Genomic DNA, 17,497 nt, shown 5'->3' on the forward strand with positions numbered 1-17,497 from the left:
TCCGTCATCCGATGCCTTCGTACGCGACGGTGCGCTGCGCCGTCACGTCCTCTCCGTCGGACTTCTTGACGACGGTGACGGTGACCTCGCCCGCGGGGATCGAGGCCTTGCGAGTCGCGACGGCCTCGATCGCGCTCTTGCCCGGGGCCACGGCCTTGATCGTCTTGCCGCCGTACGGCGTCTCGACGGTGACGTCCACCGGCACCTGCTCGTCGTTGACGACGCGCACCTGGACGTAGGCCTTTCCGCCCATCATCCGCGGTGCCGCCTCCGCCGAGAAGGCCACGGCGGGCTCCTCGTCGGCGCAGTGCAGCCGGGCGTCGCCCCACACGCCGTGGGCGCCGTTGATCGAGCCGGGCGCCTCGACGATCAGGTCGAGGTAGGTCGCCCCGGTCAGGTCGACATCCACCTTCTCGGTCGGGAACCCGGCCTGGAACGTGGTGCCCTGGTAGCGGTTCACGCCGTCGACGTCGACCTTGAAGATCACCGATCCGTTGAAGCCGTCCTCCAGGCCGGCGTCGGAGGTGAAGCGGGTGCATTCGCCGCCGAGGTAGTACCGCACCTTCGACTGCGCGTGCACGCCGAGACCCTTCTCATAGGTCTTCTTCAGCTCCGGCGTCGTGTTGATCACCAGGGGCACGTCCGGCGAGGTCGCGGTGTCCTTGTTGGCCACGTCCTTGCCGATCACACCCCAGCCGGTGCTCGCCGAGACCCAGTCGAGGTCGGAGACCCACGGCTCACCGCTCGGCGCCTCGGGCATGTCGAGCGTCACGGGGCGGACGTCGAACAGCTTCGCCGTGGTGCCCACGGGGAAGGTGATCGAGCGCAGCTCCTTGGTCGGGATGAGCGGGGCGACGTTCGCGTACACCTGGTACGTGTAGGTCGGATACTCATACCCGTCCGGGTTGGCCTTGTTGTTGCGCCCCTTGCTCGCGACGGCGACCGCGGCATCCTTCAGCGGCCCGGACGACTGGATGAGCCAATTCGGGAAGTAGAAGGTCTGCTTCGCGGTCGTGCCATCCGCGTAGGTGATGGTGACCTCGGGGTTCACGCCCGCGCCCGTCGCCGACGACCCGAGGAACGCGAGGTGCGTGCCCTTGCCGCTGAGCGCGACCGTCTGGCCGTTCATCGACATCGAGTTCGGGGTTCCGGCCGCGGCCGACGGCCACTGGAACGTGAGGGTGTCGTCACCGCGCTCGACCTCGAGCGGCTCCCCCGCGCGGGCACCGGCGGCGGCGAGTGCATCCTCCGAGAAGGATGCTCCTCCGCCGTCGAAGTTCCCGGCATCCTTGGTCGCCACCGACGTGATCGACACCGCGTCGAAGGCGGCGGCGATGCTGCCGTAGGCGACGTCGATCCGGTTCGCGCCGGTGAGGTCGCGCTCAGTCCCCGAGCCGTCCAGGAAGGTCGCGGCCGCACGGAGCTGCTGCGCGCCCGCGGCGGAGCCCGTTCCCGGCGAGACGACGAAGGTCGCCGTCGCCGTCGCGCCAGGCGCCACGGAACCGGCCGCCGTGCCCTCGGACGAGACGAGCGTCCAGCCCTCCGGCAGCACCGGCTCGATGCGCACATCGTCCTTGGCCTTGGTGCCGGTGTTGTGGAACGTCGCCTTCATGGTGGTCTGCTCGCCCTGGAACACCTGCTGCTCCAGTGCCACGCTCAGGTAGGCACGGTGCGAGTCGGAGTCCTTGCCGCCGACGGCGCTGGTGCCCGCGAGGGTCACCGTCTCGGACGAGCCGGATGCCACGGTGCCGGCCTTCACCCGCACGATCCCGCCGCGCGCATCCGCGTCGTAGAACCAGCCGGTCTCCTGCGCGTCGAACGCCTCCGCGTCGGCCGCACGCTCGAGGACGGTCTCGCCGGCCCGCACCGATTCCGGCGCCGATCCGGTGTGCACGTCGAGCAGGTAGGGCCTGGCATCCGCCTTGCCCTGGTATGCGCCGTCGCGATCGCCGATCGTGACCACCACGTCGCCGCCGTCCTGCTCCGGGGCGGTGACCGCGAACTCCTGCTGCGAAACCGAGCCGCTCTGGTACGCGCGGGTGACCTCGTCGTCCTCGTAGAGGTCGAACGAGCCGTCGCCCTTCGGGTACACGTCGAGGGTGATCGGCGAGTCCTCGGCGACGAGCGAGGCGTTGCGCGCGGCCGCGCCCTGCGGGATCACGGCGCCGGCACGCACGAACAGCGGCAGGGTGTCCAGCGGAGCGGCGTACCCGTCGAGCACACGGCCTCCGTCGTAGACGTCGCCGGTCCAGTAGTCCACCCACTGACCCTCGGGCAGGTAGATGCCGTTGCGCACGTCGGAGTCCGTGAACACCGGGGCGACGAGGAAGTCCGTCCCGAGCAGGAACTCGTTGTTCGCCTCGGCTCCGTACGAGTACGGGTCGTCCGGGTACTCCAGAGCGAGGGAGCGCATCATCGGGGTCCCGGAGGAGTGCGAGCCCGCGGCCAGGGTGTAGATGTACGGCATCAGGCGCTGGCGCAGCTGCAGGTACTTCCGGTTGATCTCGGTCGCCTCGTCGCCGTACAGCCATGGGCGCTTGTCGGTGCTCGCCCAGCCGCTCATGGAGTACAGCGCCGGGGCGAAGGCCTTCCACTGCAGATCGCGGACGTAGCTCTCGGCGGAGCCGCCGAAGATGCCGTCCACGTCGCCGGTGGTGAACGCGAGACCGGAGTTGCCCGCGCCGGTCAGCGCGGAGACCTGCCAGCGCACGGCGTCGAGGTTGCCGGAGTGGTCGCCGGTCCACTGCATGCCGCACCGCTGCGCTCCCGCCCAGCCCTCGACCATGAGCGCGGTGCCGCGGGCATCCGAGTACTGCTCGATGCCGTCGTGCGCGGCCTCGCAGCCGGTCAGCGCGAGGCGGTAGCCGGAGCCCACCCAGGCGACGTCGAGCTTGCGCAGCCGGACGCCGGCCTCACCGACCTCGTACTCCTGCTGGTCCAGCGAGCGCTGGGTCCACAGACCGGTCTTCAGGTCGGTCTGGTCCTCGATCGCCGCGATGGTCTCCGGAAGCTCCTGGTACTCGCAGCCGTAGCCGTCGTTGACCAGCATCCACCCGCCCGGCATGTCGTTCTCGACGAAGTCCTTCGCGATCTCGAGAGCCTGCGGGGTCTTCAGCTTCGTCGGGTCCTTGCTGCCGGTGTATGTCGGGCTGGAGCGGTTGTAGCAGTCCGCATCGCCGTACTCCAGCGCGTACACCGGCGGCATGATCGGACGTCCGGTCAGCTTCGTGTAGCCGTCCAGCGACTGCTTGTAGTCGCCCACGAAGTAGTACGCGTCGAAGCGCTTCTCCTGGTGCGTCGTCGTGCCGCCCGCGAAGTCGTAGGTGCCCTTCGCGAACGTGTCGCGGAGCACGCCGTAGCCCTCGGAGGACATGTAGTAGGGAACGGCATTGGGGTAGCCGTCGTCGTCCCAGTCCGTGTTCTGGGCGACGTTGATCGTCGCTCCGGTGTGGATCGAGCGCCCGTTCTGCATGCCGCCGCCGAGGAACTGCTCGCCGTCCTGGGGCTTCAGCCGCTGGGTGGCCGCGGTCGTGGAGAAGCTGATCGGCGCCGACTCCTCCCAGACGACCGTGCCGTCGGCGCGGGTGAGCGTCATCCTGCTGGTGGCCCTGTCGATCTTCAGCACGACCTTCGAGGTGGAGATCGAGATCGTGTCGCCGTCCTCGACGGTGAGGTCCGCGGCGTCGAAGTCGTCGGTGCCGACCACGATGTTCGCCGTGCGGGCGGCGTCGCCCTGCGGCGTGTTGGCGGGGTCGGTGAACGATCCGCTCGGGTCGGCCTCGACCCGCAGCGTGGTCGCGTCGAGGAACGTCACCCGTGCGGCGCCGTTCTCCGCGGTGAGCGTGACCGCGTTCCCGGACTTCTCGACGTCGCTGATTCCGCCGATGGACCCGCCGGTCGCCGGTGCGACGGCCGGCGTCACCGGTTTGGGGACGATCGGCGTCGGCGCGGCGCTCGACGCCGCCGCCTGCGCGGGCTCGGTCGCCGCGGGGCCGAACCCCAGGCCGGCGGCGACGACGGCGGATGCGGCGAGCGCGGCGAGCGCGCATCTGACGGGCCCTGCCCATCGGTTCTCCGCTGTGACTGTCTTCATCTTCATCGATGCTCTCTCGTGTCGGAATGCGAAGTGCTGTCTGGGGCACGGAGTCCCGGGATCGCGTCCCGGGACTCCGTGGGTCTCACTCGAAGAGCGAGAGGGTGAGGTTGGCGGTGTAGGTGCCGGGTGCCACGTCGGCCGGAGTGCGCAGCGCCAGGTTCGCGGTGGCGCTGAACACACCCTCCGAGGCGACCTCCGCCGAGGAGAACGTCGAGAACAGCAGCTCGCGGTCCACCAGGCCGACGGCGTTCGGGCCGGAGTCCAGCACGGTCTCCACGGGGTCGCCCTCGAACACCAGCCCGTTCTCGTCGCCCTGCACCAGTGCGGGAGTCCAGCCGAGGTGATCCGCGGTGATCGCCTCCTGACCGTCCGAGCCGGTGAAGCCCGACGAGGTGCCCAGCACGTACCAGGCGGCGTCGCCGGCCACTTCGTCGGCGCTGCGGGTGTCGGTGACGGTGACGGTCGGCAGCGTGCCGGTGAACTGCCGCACCGCGGCATCCGATCCGTTCTCGCTGAGGGTGGTGGAGGTGCCCGCGACGGACAGCGCGAGCACGCCGGGCTGCTCGATCTCGGGGATCTCCACCGAGACGTCGACGGAGCCCTCTCCGTGGGAGGTGTCCTCCTCGGCCGCGCTGGCGACGCTCGCGGCGGCGCCGGTGACGAGCAGGGCGGCGAATGCCGCGGTGGAGTACCGCAGCAGGCGATTGTTCTTTCTCATTTCCGTTCTTCCTTTCCGATGAAGGGGTGGTGTGGTGCCGGGACGCCGCTCGGTCGCGGCGCCCCGGACGTGGGTCAGCCGCAGGTGAGCGCGTCGTAGCCGGTGGTGGTGCGCTCGGTGTCTCCGTCCCTCTCGCCGCTGACGTCCAGCTCGCCGGCGGGGATCGCCTTCTGCCGGCTGTTGAACGACGTGCTGACGCTCCTGCCGGGTGCGACACCGGCGAACGCCTTCGTGCCCAGCGCGGACTCGATCGTCACGTCGGCCGGTGCGTCCCCGCGGTTCTCGACCGAGGCGTACACGTACGCCTTGCCGCCGATGCAGCGCGCGGTGGCTGCCGCGTGCAGTTCGTGCGGCGGCTCGACGTCGGATGCCGGGACCGGGACGTCGATGTGCTTGATCTCGGTGGGACCTGCGGCGCCGAACGAGTACACGGTCATGCGGACCCGGTCGTCGTACAGGGCCGCGCGTACGCCGATCGGGTCGGCACCGCCGATCCCCGCCTCTCCCCAGTCGCCGCTGGGTCCGTACTGCGTCGTCACGGCACCGGTGTTGACCATGGTCAGTCCCTGCGCGTCCGCGGGATCGATGCGGTGCTCGACGGACCAGTCGTTCAGCTGCGGCGACCAGTGCGTGTGGCTCGTGACCATGATCACGTTCGGGTTCTCCGACATGAGCCGGGTGAACCGTTCGGCGTCGGCGCCGTAGTCGTTCCGGTTGAAGGTGATGTATGTGCCGGACACCGAGTCGGCCAGCGGATGGTGCGTGAACAGCAGCACGGGCTGGTTCTGTCCCTTCCAGTAGGCCAGACGTTCGCGCAGCCACCCGAACTGCTCATCGGAGTAGTCGACGAACGGCCCGCTTCCGGTCTGCTTCGCGTAGTCGTACGCCTCGCTTCCGACCCACAGCAGTGGCAGCCGGCCGTCGACGAGGACCTCGCCCCACAGCCCGCCCTGCCCGCCGACCGTCCGCATGCCGGCCTGGTCGAGGAAGCGGTTGCGGAACACCTCCGAACCGTCGTTGCCGTAGTACTCGTGATTGCCGATCGTCGAGATCGACGTCGGGTAGGAGTCGCCGCCTCCGGCCGTGAACGCCGCCTTGTAGGCGGCGTAGTTGGCTGTCGACCCGGCGGAGACGAGGTCGCCGTTGGCGACGATGACGTTCGCCTTCTCGGCCATCCCGCGGAATCCCGGGAGCACCTGCTCGCTCAGCCGCGCATTCGAGCCCTGGATGTCGCTGAAGATGTCCACGAGTGCGTCGGCCGTCGCATCCTCCGCGAGTGGCGCGAGCGGGCGCACCAGCAGCACGTTGTCGACCATCCATGATCCGGCTGCGTCCGGCGTCGTGAATCCGAACTCCAGCGTGACGGAGCGGGCGCCCGACGGCACGGACAGAGGAAGCCGCAGCTGTGCGGACTCCTGGTCGCCCGCGGCGTGCTCGAACAGGACGGCGGACTCCCCGCTGTCGAAGCGTGCGGTCAGTGTCGCGCTCTGTGCCGCGCCCCGCACGCGGAGGTGGCTGTCCACGCGCACCTCGAGTTCGTCGCCGGCGCTGACCGGGATCCGCTCCGAGGTCAGCTCGCCGTCGAACGCGCCGGTCGACGACTCCGCGACGGCCAGCCTGCCGGTGGCGCGGGTGAACGCCTGACGCCGGTCCGTGCCATAGGCGTCGACCACGTCGTCCCGGGTCGAGATCGCCCAGTCGCCGCCGGCCGTCCAGTCATCGGCGCCGTCGAAGCCGCCGAACCAGACGATCGGCTCGGTCGTGGCGATGCCGGCCGATTCTCCGCTGAGCACGGAGATGCTCAGCGCGATCGGGGCGACTCCGTCTCCGGAGATCGCCAGGCGGAGGAACCCCTCCTGCGTGCCGGCCGGGATCGTCACATCGAAGGTTGTCGTGCCGTCGGCCGCCGCCGCGGGGATGCCGCTGACTGCTGCGCCGTCGAGCTCGGCGGTCACCTGCTGTCCTGCGCGCAGGCCCCCGAGCTTCACCCGGGTCGTGCCGCCGGGAGCTGCGACGGGCTTCGTCCCCGAGAGCACGAGGGGGTCACCGGCGCGGGAGCAGACTCGGAGATCTGGACGTTGTCGATCATCCAGAACCAGTTGTTCGAGCTCTGCAGGTACGACCAGCCCACCTGCACCGTGTCCGTGCCGGCCGGGACGTCCACCGTGAGGTCCACCGACTCGTCGAGGCGGTTCGTGGCGAAGCTCTGCACGACCACCGGATCGCCGTCGTCGAACCGCGCGACGAGCTGAGCGGTCTGCGGGGCCTGCCCCTGCTTGTAGTGGCTGTCGAACCGGACGCGCACGGCGCCGGACTTCTCGATCAGGTCCGTCTGCGGCGCCCACAGCACCGAGTCGAACCTGCCGGTCGCCGGACGGTTGAGGTCGGATTCCACAACGGCCACCATTCCCTGTCCCTTGCCGAACGACGCGCGATCGCCGCTGTCGCCGAACGCGGAGACGACCTCGGCGGTGGTGTGGAAGGTCCACCCCTGCCACCCGTCCCGCATCCCGGCGACGTTCTCGTTGTCGATCGCCCAGCCGCTGGGCACCTGCTGCGCCGAGCCGGTCGAGAAGTCCTCGGTCAGCAGGGGTTCCGCCGCGACGGCGGGGGCGACGGCGGCAAGGCCCGCCAGGCACGTCGCCGCGATGGCGACGACGCCGATCGAACGTCTGGTTCTCATGCGGTGGATCCCTTCTCAGCTGCTCTCTGATGGCGCGGTCGGTGTTCAGGTGGTATCGGTCAGCCGCAGGCGAGGGCGTCGTACCCGACGTGAGCGCGCTGCGTGCTGCCGCTGGGGTGTTCCGCGGTGACGATCAGCTCCCCCGCGGGCAGGGTCTTCTCACGGCTGTTGAACGACGTGCTCGCGCTTCTTCCCGGCGCGACCGCCGGGAACGTCTTCGCGTCGGACGCGGACTCGATCGTGATGTCGACCGGCGCGTCACCGGTGTTCTTCACCGACGCGTACACATACGCCGTGCCGCCGATGCACCGCGCCGCGACCGACGCGCTCTGCGCCTCCGCCGCGTCTGCGGGACGGGGAACCGCCACGTCGATGATCGAGAGATAGGGGCTGAGGTTCTTCCCGGTCACCAGGATGCGCACGAAGCGAGCTTCGGTCCGCTCGATCGTCACCGCGTCCGCACGCGACGATCCGGACGGAGCAGGCATGCCGGACCGCTCGGCGACCGTGCGCCACGTGCTGCCGTCGTCGCCGACCTGCACCGCGTACGCGCTCGCGCTCGCGGCTTCCCAGAGGATCGAGACCGCGTCGAACTGCCGCACCGATCCGAGGTCGATCGACAGCCACGGCTCGGCGACGTACGACGCCGACCAGCGGGTCGCCGGGTTCCCGTCGACCGCGTTCGACGCGGGCATCGACGCCGCCTCATCCCCCGACGACGTGGCGATCGCGCCCGCGGTGAGCGGGCTCGGCGCGAACGCCCGCACGGCCCAGGCCGAGATCGGAGCATCCGCCGCCGTGATGTCCGTGAGGGACACGTAGCGTGCTCGCACGTTGCGCAGGTCGACCGGCGCCCCGGCCTCGGCCGGAACGTCTGCGGACTGCCAGAACACTCCGTCGGCCGACGTCGTGGCCCGGTACGACGCCGGCGCCGTGCCCGCCCAGTCGACCTCGAGCCGCCCGACGGCCTGGACCGATCCGAGGTCGAGCGTCACCGACGCCGTCTGCGCCGAGGTGGTCCACCGGGTCAGGCTCCGGCCGTCGGTGAGGTGAGCCGGATCGCTGCCAGCATCGGTGGACGAGGCGGTGGCGTCGGCGCCGAAGGACAGCTCGCCGGGGGCTGCGGTGCCGGACTGCTCGATCGTCTTCAGTCCGGGGCCGCGCCCGATCTCGGCAACTGCCGAGCTGAAGTCCGCGTACGTCTGCTCAGGCGTCTGCGCGGCCCATGTCTTCTGGGCGATGACCGGGAACGAGTCCCTGATCAGCCCGTGCACGTCGAGTTCGGTGTAGTCGCGGTCGACCAGGTCGTTCCACACCGCGAACATCGCACCCTGCGGTGCTCCCGCGGGGACGTCGTCGGTCGCGGAGCGACGGTTGGGCAGCCAGGACGCGTAGAGCTCTGCGTTGTTCAGGCCGCTGCCGTGGTAGTAGTCCGCGAAAGGCACGACGTAGAGCGTGCTGTCGTTGGAGTTGACGAAGGGGTACCCGTCGGCATGGGCCGCCGCCATGCCGTACCAGCCGTCGTTCCAGCTGTTGATGGTGACATCGCGGTCGTATCCGCTCGCGTCGCCGCTCATCACGGTCATGCTGCCCCAGGCGCGAGGGTGCTTCCCAGAGAGCGCACGTGCTCGGCCATCGCGTTGAAGAAGTCGCGGTACTGCGTCGCGTACTGGCGCGGATACTCATCCGCTCCGAAGTGCACCTCGGGACCCTGGAACCACGGCGCGAACTCGTCGAAGACGCCCTTGATCGTCTCGGTCGTCCCTGGCTCGGTCAGGTCCAGGTGGTCGGAGTCACCGCCGTCGAGCCCGAGCTCGGGCTTCCACTGGATGAACGCCAGCGAGTGGGCGGGAACGTCGATCTCGGGCACGATCTGCACCGCGTGCGCGGCCGCGACGTCTTCGAAGCTCTGCCAGTCCGCACGGTCGTACGCGCCGTCGGCGGACGCGAGGCCGGCGTACTCCGGATCATCGGACCTGAGCCGGAAACCGGCGTACCCGTCCTGCCAGCCCGTCGCCGGGCGGCCGATCTGATTGTCGTTGAGGTGGATCTGGAAGTTGTTGAGCTTGTACCAGCTCATCATCCGGATGTAATCGCGAACGAACCCGGGGTGAAGAAGCGCCGGCCGACGTCGAGCATGAATCCGCGTACGGCGTAGTCCGGCCAGTCCGCGCTCTTGCCACGAGGCAGTGAGGTGCGGGAGTCGGTGCCGGCGAGGATCTGCAGGATCGTGCGCGTGCCGTAGAAGACGCCGGTCGCGCTCGGCGCGGAGACCTGCACGCGGTCATCGACGGCGAGCGTGTAGCCCTCCTCGGAGAAGCGCTGTCCTCCGTCGGCACTCGAGAGCGAGCCGTCCTGGGTGAGCACGATGTCGCCGGCCCTGGCCCCGTCCGTCATGACAGCCGGAGCGATCCCGCTGACGGCATCCAGGTCCGCTGCGAACTGTCGCGCCATGTCGTCCAGTGCCGGAGGGGCGATGATCCGGGTGCTGTCGCTCAGCTCCCAGTCCCCCTCCCCGCCCGACCAGGTCTTCAGCGCGGGGATCACCGTGGGCTTCGCGTTCGCCACCGTGTCGGTCGCCGATCGCAGCGCGGCGGCAGAGGCGTCGGCGGGAGCGCCTGCGACGGTCCCCGCAGCCAGCGCCACGGCTGCCAGCCCTACGGCGACCCGTCCCGGACCCCGCAGGGATCTCGAACGCACATCCACAAGATTCCTCAGCATCATCGCGAGCCTCTCCTGCGCGACGGCCGCACTGCCGTCGCTTCATTTGATTGATTCTGCGTGTCTAGCGCGGAATAGTCACACTAACGATCATTTCAAGGCGGGACAAGACCTCTACTGCAGACGACGGCTCCCGCCGGGGCTGCCGGCGAGCCGGCGCCCGCGCGGCGCGTCATCGACACGACAACGCCCCGTACGGCGCCCTCCCGTCATGCTCGGCCGTGCCGGCCGTCGCGTGCACTCCGACCTCACCCGCAGGCAACTCCGCGAGCCGGGAGTTGAAGCCGGCGGTGGCGGATGCTCCGGGTTCGACGGCCGCGAAGGAGCGCGCTCCGTACGGGGTGTCCAGGTCGATGTCGACCGGGACGTCATCGTCGTTGCGTACCGAGACGTACACGTAGGCCTTGCCTGCGAGGCAACGCGGGGTCACGGTCGGCGCCAGGTCCAGGCCGTCGGACTGCGCGAGCTCGACCGCGAACAGACTGAGGCCGGAGCCGGTGACCGGACTGCCCGCCGGCAGCGTCACACTCGCCACGGGCTTGCCCGAGAGCGGGATGCGCTGGGCGAAGATCGACGCCCGCTCCTGCACATTCTGGATCGTGCCCCCGTTGTAGGGCTTCGTGCGCTGCAGGGAGGATGCGGCGTCGGCGAGCACCTCGGTGTCCGCGGCGGTCGCGGCCCGATCGCTCCACAGCGGGAGGGCGATCCGCACCCGCTGAGTGGTGCCGTCCTGGTAGTGCACCGTGGCGGTGCCCTCCGTCTGCGTGCCGGCGGAGAAGCCGGCGACGACGAGCTGGTCGCCCTCGCCCTCCAGCTTCAGCTGCTGGCCGGCGGCCTTGACCGCATCCGGAGTGCCGACGGCGTTCGGGTGCCAGTCGAGCTCGGCGCCGAATGCCGACACCTTCTCGCCGACAGCGAGCCCGGCATCCGCCAGCGCCTCCGCCGAGAACGCACGCAGGTCCGCAGTCACCGCTCCGTTGCGCGGGTTGGCGGCCGAGGCGACGGCGGTCTGATTGACGAGCTCGCGGAACGGCAGCGGTGCGGCAGCGACGCCAGGACCCTGATAGGCGCCGATGTTCGGCGTCGCGGGGATCGGGTCGCCGAAGAAGTCGCGTTCACCGGCATCCTCGATCGGCGTGCCCGCGCCCAGCAGCGGCGAGCCGACGGCCAGTCGGTAGCCCGGCAGGGTGCGCGTGGTCTGCCCGCTGCCTGCCGCGATCAGCTGCGGGTCGCCGACGATGGCATCCGCCTCGCCGGCCGCCGGCTGGATGCCGCCGAAGTACGCGTTGCTCTCGTACACCGCGTTCGCGGTCTTCAGCGTTCCGCCCTGGGCGATGATGATGTTGTTCCGCACCTCGCGCGGCGCGTTCATGTCGTCCTCGAACGGACGGTTGAGGCACGAGAAGGTGTTGTTGTAGATCAGGTGCAGCCCGGGACCGCCGCTGGATCCCGCGAGCCGGCAGTCGTCCTGCGAGACGTTGTAGCGCAGGATCGTGTTCGTCGTCGTGGAGGCGGTGCCGCAGCCCGAGATGCAGTCCAGGTAGAACCCGCCGGCGTTGCCGTAGGAGTAGTTGTACTGGAAGGTGCAGCTGCCCTTGATCTTCATGTCGCAGTCCCAGGCCGTCGAGTCGTAGGTCGAGCCCACGCTGTTGCCGACGACGTTGTACTGGAACAGCGGATCCACCGAGTTGTACGGCCACATGCCGGCGAAGTTGCCCTTCAGGAAGGGGTACTCGCCGTGCCCGAGATCGATCGCGGAGTTGTACTCGATGACCGGCCTGTCGGAGTTGTGGATGACGATGCCGTCGCCGCCCACCGCACGGATGTCGTTGCGCGCGACGTACACGTCCTCGTTGTAGTGCGCGGTGCTGTCGGGTGCCGAGAGCTTGATGCCGCCCGCTGCGGTGTCGTTGATGACGTTGTCGGTCACGGTGATGCCGTCGAACCAGCCGACGCCGTCGCCGAGCACCGAGATGCCTGCTGAGCGGGAGAACGCGTTCCCGAGGCTGGTCTTGTCCGACCATCCGGCGACCTTCTCGACGTGGTTGCGGGTGAGTACCACACCGCTGCGCTTCGAGCCGTCGTTGATCTCGTACAGGATGCCGACGCGGCGCTGGTCGGGGGTGCCGGGGTTGATCACGTGCATGCCGTCGACAGTCCAGTTGCTGACGTTCAGCAGGTGGATGCCGGCCAGCGCGCCGGCGCCGTCGATCGTGGCCTCCTCGTCGCCGTCACCGTAGGGCGCGACGGTGATCGGCGCCGTGTCGAGTCCTGACCCCTTCGGGGCGAAGGTCCCGGCGCATTCGGCACCTCGGCGGAACAGCACCTTCTCACCGGGCTGGAACGTCCCGACGGCCGCGGTCAGCTGCGCGAGCGAGGTGTAGGGCGATGCGACCGAACCGTCGCCCTCCCCCTCGGCCGAGCAGTCGATGTGGTGCACCGCCTCGGACACCGCGACGACGTGCGCGGGCGCCTGCCCGGTCGCCGTCACACCGAACTTCGCCTCACCCGTGGCGCTGATCTCGTAGTCGCCTCCGGCGATCCCGGCCGGAACGACGAAGGTGGCCGTGGCCCGGCCGTCCTCGTCGGCGTTCGCCGTCACCGTCACCTCGGCGAAGGTCACCGTGACCGGCGCCTGCGGCAGCACGCCCTCGACGGCGACCTTCGCCGTCGAACCGGGCGACAGCAGGGAGAGGTCGGTGTCCTGAGGAGTGATCGTCAGCGGCTGGGCGATGAAGGAGTCGGTGCAGTTGAATCGCAGGTCGGCCCAGTCGGCGTGATCGTTGCCGTTGCCCTCCGGCCCGGTCTCGGCCCGCAGCTCGATGAGGTCGGCACCGGTGACGTCGAGGTTGAGCCGGCCCGCCGGGCCGGATCCGGTGCGCTCCATGCGGAACTCCTCGGCCCCGTCGACGGTGACCACGAAGTCGACCCGCCCCTTCCCGCTCTGGCTGTCGTCGATGCCGACGTATCCGAGCAGCTGACGGCAGTCGCCGCCCAGCGAGTAGACGATGGATGCCGGGGCATGCGTGCCGAGGCCCTTGGGATACTTCGTCCCGCGGATCGACTGGATGCTCCGATCAGCATCCGGCACGGCCTTGGCGCCGTTGTTGTAGTCGAGCTCGACGGGCCCCCAGCCGTTGGTCGCGGAGACCCAGTCGACATCGCTGGCGTAGTGCACATCGCCGCCGAGGCCTTCGACTGCAGAAGCCGCCGGCGCCATGGCCGTCGCCCCCAGGGCCACGAGTGCGGCGATGACAACACCCATTCGAAGTGAGCTTTTATGCACGAATTCCTCCTCGAACCGTCACGACTCAGCATTCTGTGATCCCTGTGAGGCTGACATGCCCCGCGGGGAAAATCTATGATTTGTTCGTGATCGATCTGATTGGAACGGATTCGAACAGTCCCACCCGCGATGCGGGACTCGAGCTGCCCGAGAACGCCGGGCCCGTGGAATGCTGGACGAATGCGTCCCCTGAGACACCTCCGATGACCCGCGGCCCCGCCGCGCTCGGCGATCGCAACTTCCGCTGGTTCTTCCTCGCACGGGCGATCACGCTGATCACGGGCTCGATGTCGTCGATCGCGCTGGCGTTCGCCGTGCTGGGGATCGACAACGACCCCGTCAGCCTGTCGCTCGTGCTCGCCGCGTTCACGGTCGCGAACATCGTGTTCGTCCTGTTCGGCGGGGTCGTCGCGGACCGGCTGCCCCGGGCTCTCGTCATCCAGGCGTGCTACGTGCTCGACATCCTCTCGATCGGCACGATCGCGGCGCTGCTGTTCACCGGCACCGCGAGCATCCCGGCGCTGATCGGACTGGCCGCGCTCAACGGCGCGTCGACCGCGTTCGTCATGCCCGCGATGCAGGGCCTCATCCCCCAGCTGACCACTCCGGCCCACCTGCAGCAGGCGAACGCGATGATCTCCTTCGTCCGCTCCGCGGTCACCATCGGCGGCCCGGTGATCGCCGGCGTACTGGTGGCAACGGTAGGACCCGCGTGGGCGATGGTGGTGCAGGTGATCGGCTGGCTCGCCGCGATCCCGATCCTGGCGCTGGTGAAGCTCCCTCCGCCCGCGGGTGACGGCGAGTTCTCGCTGTTCGCCGATCTGCGCGCCGGCTGGGGGAGTTCTGGAGCCGCTCCTGGCTGTGGACCATCGTGCTCGCCTTCATGATCATGAACGCGATCCACGTCGGCGCCTGGGGCGTCGTCGGACCGTACATCGCGAAGAACGACGACCGGCTCGGTATCTCCGGCTGGGGCTGGGTGGTCAGCGCGGAGGGGCTCGGCGTGCTGCTGATGACGCTGATCCTGATGCGCTACCCGCTGCGACGGCCGCTGCGGTTCGGCATGATCGGCATGTCGATCTTCGCGATCCCCCTCACGGTGCTCGGCGTGCACCCGGCCGTCGTGCTGCTCGCGATCGCCGCCTTCCTCGCCGGCACAGGTCATGAGATCTTCGGCACCGCCTGGAGCGTCGCAATGATGGAGAACATCCCGGGCGACAAGCTCTCCCGTGTCTCCAGCTACGACATGCTCGGCAGCTTCGTCGTGATGCCGATCGGCACGCTCGTCTACGGCTGGCTGATCACGCGCGCCGACCCGGCGACGGTGCTCGTGACCTCCGGCATCCTGTACGCCGTGATCGCGCTGTCGGCTCTCGCTGTGCCGAGCGTGTGGCGGATGGGACGTGCGGAGGGTGCGATCGCGCCACGTTCATAGGTAGCACGCGGGAATCCCAAAGGCCTCCGGGGTGCGATTCATAGCGAGGGCGCGCACACTGAGTGCATGACCTTCGATGCCCTCCGCCCGCTCGCCGCACGGGCGGCGCTCTTCTCCGCTCTCCGCCAGGACCAGTTCGTCATGGTCGTCGACGCCCTCGGCGAGCACCGCTGGGATGCGGATCTCCCGGCGGGGACCATCACGTTCGCGTCCGTGGCGGACCCGTCGCGAAGCATCACCGCGACCGCGCATCTGATCGCGTCGATCGCCCCGGAGGCGCACTCCGTGCTCTGGGGATGGGCGCACCCGATGGGCGCGGTCGACGGCATCGCCGCCAAGCTGCGCGACTACGGGTCGCAGTACGGCATGCCTGCACTCTCGGAGGGCGAGACCCCATTTCCCGAGGGCATCGCCGACGTGGACGCCTGGGTGATCGACGCCGCGCACGTCGTGGGCGGTGTCGCGGGCGAGCTCACCGGTCGCGCGCCGTACTTCGCCGCGGATGCCGGTGGCGGGACCCGCGCGGTCTTCGTCCTGGACGGCGTGCTGGGCCCGCTCACCGTGGCCGATGCCGTCGTCGCGCTGCCCCGCATCCTCGCCTCCGCCGAGCTGTCCGACCCGCGCACCTCGGTGTGGGATCTCGCCCGGCTCGCCGCCTGGAACCTGCAGTGGACGGATGAGGCGTTCACCGGAGCCACGGTGAACGACGCGAGCGGGTCGGCCACGTTCCGCTTCGACGAGTTCGCCCGGATCGCCGGCATCGAGAGCTCTCTCGCCCCGGCCTGACCTCCCTCGCGAGCACACGGTGTGCGAAGCTGGGCTCATGCGCAACGCCATCGTCCGTTTCGCGGCGCTCTACGTGTTCAACGTCGCCGTGCTGCTCGTGCTCGGGCTCGTGCTCCGCTCGGTGCACGTCGGGTGGAACGCCTTCTGGGCCGCGATCGTCCTCACCGCGGCCGCACTGGCGCTCAAGCCGGCGCTGCTGAAATGGTTCCGCTCCTCGGCGGCGAAGTCGTCCGATGAGCGGTCACGCTTCGGCGAGAAGCTCGTGCAGTACGCGATCGTGTTCGTCGTCGAGCTGATCATCTGGGCGGCCACCGTGCTGCTCAGCGGCGTGTCGGTGAGCGGGTTCTTCTGGGGCTGGATCGTGCCCCCGATCGTGCTGCTGATCGGCTGGGTGATCTACGACCGGTTCGACGACCGGCTGCGCGCGAAGGCGGGACAGGTGTACGACGCGACGTCGTCGAAGGTGACGGGCAGGCCCGCAGCGGGCTCGCCTGCGCCCGCCCCGGAGTCGCCGGCGACCACGGCCGCCCGCGAGGAGCTGTCCGACGGACTCACCCCGGAACAGCGCAGGATGCTCGACGACCTCTGAGCACGACGGCGCTCACGACGTCTCCGTCCGGGACGCGCGCCCCAGTCTCTGACGGGCGGTCTTGGCGCCGGGCCCGACCGGCACGTGCGCCGTCGCGGCCGCCAGGCCGAACACGGGCATGTCGACGTAGACGGCCTCGAGGTCTGCGACGGGAACCTGGTAGGTCTCATGCCAGACGCCCACGCTCCCCGTGCCCTGCAGGGTGCGCATGAAATCGCGCCAGGGCTGCAGGTGCGGCGCATCGCGGTCCGCGGCGAACCGCTGCAGGTGCTCCGGGCTCTCCCAGTAGGACAGCAGGAGCGTCGTCCGTCCGAACCAGCTGTGCGCCCGAGCATCCCGGCATCGGGATGCGTGGCGAGATGGCGCAGCATGGGCGCCATCCTGCTCGCCGTCCACCCGACCCTCCCGACCTGCCACCAGCGGTTGGCACGCATGCCGATCAGGAAGACGGTGACGTCCGTGCGGTCGGGTGCGGCGGTGAATCGACCGGGGTGTACCTGCTGAGCCATGGGCCTCTCCTCTTCCGAACAAGTTTTGTAACGTCGTTATGCAACAACGTTACGGTAACATCGTCACCATGGCAAGACCGATCGTCCACACCGCAGAGCTCCGCGACCGACTGCTCGACGTCACCGCCGCCATGGTCGACGCGAAAGGACCCGAACGCATCAGCCTGCGCGAGATCGCGCAGGCATCCGACACCTCGACCTCGGCGGTCTACGCCCTGTTCGGCGGCAAGGCGCAGCTGCTCGTCGCCGTGATCGATCACGGCTTCACATCGTTCGGCGCCGCCCAGGCCGAGACCGAGTCCGCCGGACTGCGCGCTCTCGGCCGGGCCTACCGCACGTGGGCGAAGGCGAATCCCGCGCTGTACCGGCTGATGTTCGGCGGAGCGATCACCGCCGCAGCGGACTGCGCGACCGATGCGGATGTCGCCACGGCTGCGATGACGCCCCTGGTGCGCGCCCTCGCCCTCCGAGTACCGGCTACGCAGGTGATGCCGGCTGCGATGACGGTGTGGGCCCAGGTGCACGGAGCGGTCAGCCTCGAGCTCGCCGACGTCGCCCCTCAGGTGAGCGATTGGGACGCGCTGTACGACGCCGTCCTCGACACCGTCGAGCGCGCGTTCCCGCTGCCCGCGCCCTCCTCCTGACCGCTCCCCCGGGAGCGGTCGGCCCGGTTC

The 17,497-nt window shown here is 69.5% G+C and carries 13 protein-coding genes and 1 pseudogene; 5 read left to right on the forward strand and 9 right to left on the reverse strand.

Annotated elements, in window-relative coordinates:
- Nucleotides 1-4: 4 nt before the first annotated feature.
- The 8 genes from L2X99_RS09665 to L2X99_RS09700 all read right to left on the reverse strand — a co-directional run bounded on the left by L2X99_RS09665 (nt 5) and on the right by L2X99_RS09700 (nt 13,483).
- The gene (locus L2X99_RS09665; protein WP_236135022.1) at nt 5-4,093 is read right to left on the reverse strand and encodes an NPCBM/NEW2 domain-containing protein; all 4,089 of its coding nucleotides are present in this window, start codon (nt 4,091-4,093) and stop codon (nt 5-7) included.
- An 85-nt stretch (nt 4,094-4,178) separates the two neighbouring features.
- Nucleotides 4,179-4,814 carry a hypothetical protein gene (locus L2X99_RS09670; protein ID WP_236123797.1) on the reverse strand — a complete coding sequence of 212 codons (636 nt, stop codon included), beginning with the start codon at nt 4,812-4,814 and terminating at the stop codon, nt 4,179-4,181.
- Nucleotides 4,815-4,888: 74 nt separating this feature from the next.
- Nucleotides 4,889-6,769: a metallophosphoesterase family protein gene (locus L2X99_RS09675; protein WP_236135023.1), complete on the reverse strand. Its 1,881-nt coding sequence runs from the start codon at nt 6,767-6,769 to the stop codon at nt 4,889-4,891.
- A 29-nt stretch (nt 6,770-6,798) separates the two neighbouring features.
- Nucleotides 6,799-7,497 (reverse strand): hypothetical protein, encoded by a 699-nt coding sequence (locus tag L2X99_RS09680; protein ID WP_236135024.1) that lies wholly within the window; start codon nt 7,495-7,497, stop codon nt 6,799-6,801.
- Between the two features lie 59 nt (nt 7,498-7,556).
- Nucleotides 7,557-9,074, reverse strand: coding sequence for a discoidin domain-containing protein (locus L2X99_RS09685; RefSeq protein ID WP_236135025.1), 1,518 nt, complete (start codon nt 9,072-9,074; stop codon nt 7,557-7,559).
- A gap of 5 nt (nt 9,075-9,079) precedes the next feature.
- Nucleotides 9,080-9,580, reverse strand: a complete 501-nt coding sequence (locus tag L2X99_RS09690; RefSeq protein ID WP_236135026.1) for a family 20 glycosylhydrolase — start codon at nt 9,578-9,580, stop codon at nt 9,080-9,082.
- The gene (locus L2X99_RS09695) at nt 9,577-10,143 is read right to left on the reverse strand and encodes a glycoside hydrolase family 20 zincin-like fold domain-containing protein (RefSeq protein WP_236135027.1); all 567 of its coding nucleotides are present in this window, start codon (nt 10,141-10,143) and stop codon (nt 9,577-9,579) included. Before L2X99_RS09695 ends, L2X99_RS09690 begins: the two co-directional genes overlap by 4 nt.
- A 247-nt stretch (nt 10,144-10,390) precedes the next feature.
- Nucleotides 10,391-13,483: an NPCBM/NEW2 domain-containing protein gene (locus tag L2X99_RS09700; protein ID WP_236123792.1), complete on the reverse strand. Its 3,093-nt coding sequence runs from the start codon at nt 13,481-13,483 to the stop codon at nt 10,391-10,393.
- A 224-nt stretch (nt 13,484-13,707) separates the two neighbouring features.
- Between L2X99_RS09700 and L2X99_RS09705 the strand changes: the two genes are divergently transcribed.
- The 4 genes from L2X99_RS09705 to L2X99_RS09720 all read left to right on the forward strand — a co-directional run bounded on the left by L2X99_RS09705 (nt 13,708) and on the right by L2X99_RS09720 (nt 16,314).
- Complete coding sequence (locus L2X99_RS09705; protein WP_236135028.1) at nt 13,708-14,391, forward strand: MFS transporter; 684 nt, start codon at nt 13,708-13,710, stop codon at nt 14,389-14,391.
- On the forward strand, nt 14,388-14,939 hold the full coding sequence (locus L2X99_RS09710) for an MFS transporter (protein ID WP_236135029.1): 552 nt from the start codon (nt 14,388-14,390) through the stop codon (nt 14,937-14,939). Before L2X99_RS09705 ends, L2X99_RS09710 begins: the two co-directional genes overlap by 4 nt.
- Before the next feature lie 66 nt (nt 14,940-15,005).
- A complete protein-coding gene (locus L2X99_RS09715; protein WP_236123787.1) occupies nt 15,006-15,725 on the forward strand; it encodes a DUF6882 domain-containing protein in 720 nt (239 codons plus the stop codon).
- A 37-nt stretch (nt 15,726-15,762) separates the two neighbouring features.
- Complete coding sequence (locus L2X99_RS09720) at nt 15,763-16,314, forward strand: hypothetical protein (protein WP_236123786.1); 552 nt, start codon at nt 15,763-15,765, stop codon at nt 16,312-16,314.
- A 12-nt stretch (nt 16,315-16,326) separates the two neighbouring features.
- Here L2X99_RS09720 and L2X99_RS09725 read toward each other — a convergent pair.
- Nucleotides 16,327-16,823 (reverse strand): annotated as a pseudogene (locus L2X99_RS09725) (DUF4188 domain-containing protein).
- A gap of 68 nt (nt 16,824-16,891) precedes the next feature.
- Here L2X99_RS09725 and L2X99_RS09730 point away from each other — a divergent pair.
- Nucleotides 16,892-17,467: a TetR/AcrR family transcriptional regulator gene (locus L2X99_RS09730; protein ID WP_236123785.1), complete on the forward strand. Its 576-nt coding sequence runs from the start codon at nt 16,892-16,894 to the stop codon at nt 17,465-17,467.
- Nucleotides 17,468-17,497: the final 30 nt, after the last annotated feature.

Source organism: Microbacterium sp. KUDC0406, assembly GCF_021582875.1.
Classification (GTDB): Bacteria; Actinomycetota; Actinomycetes; order Actinomycetales; family Microbacteriaceae; genus Microbacterium.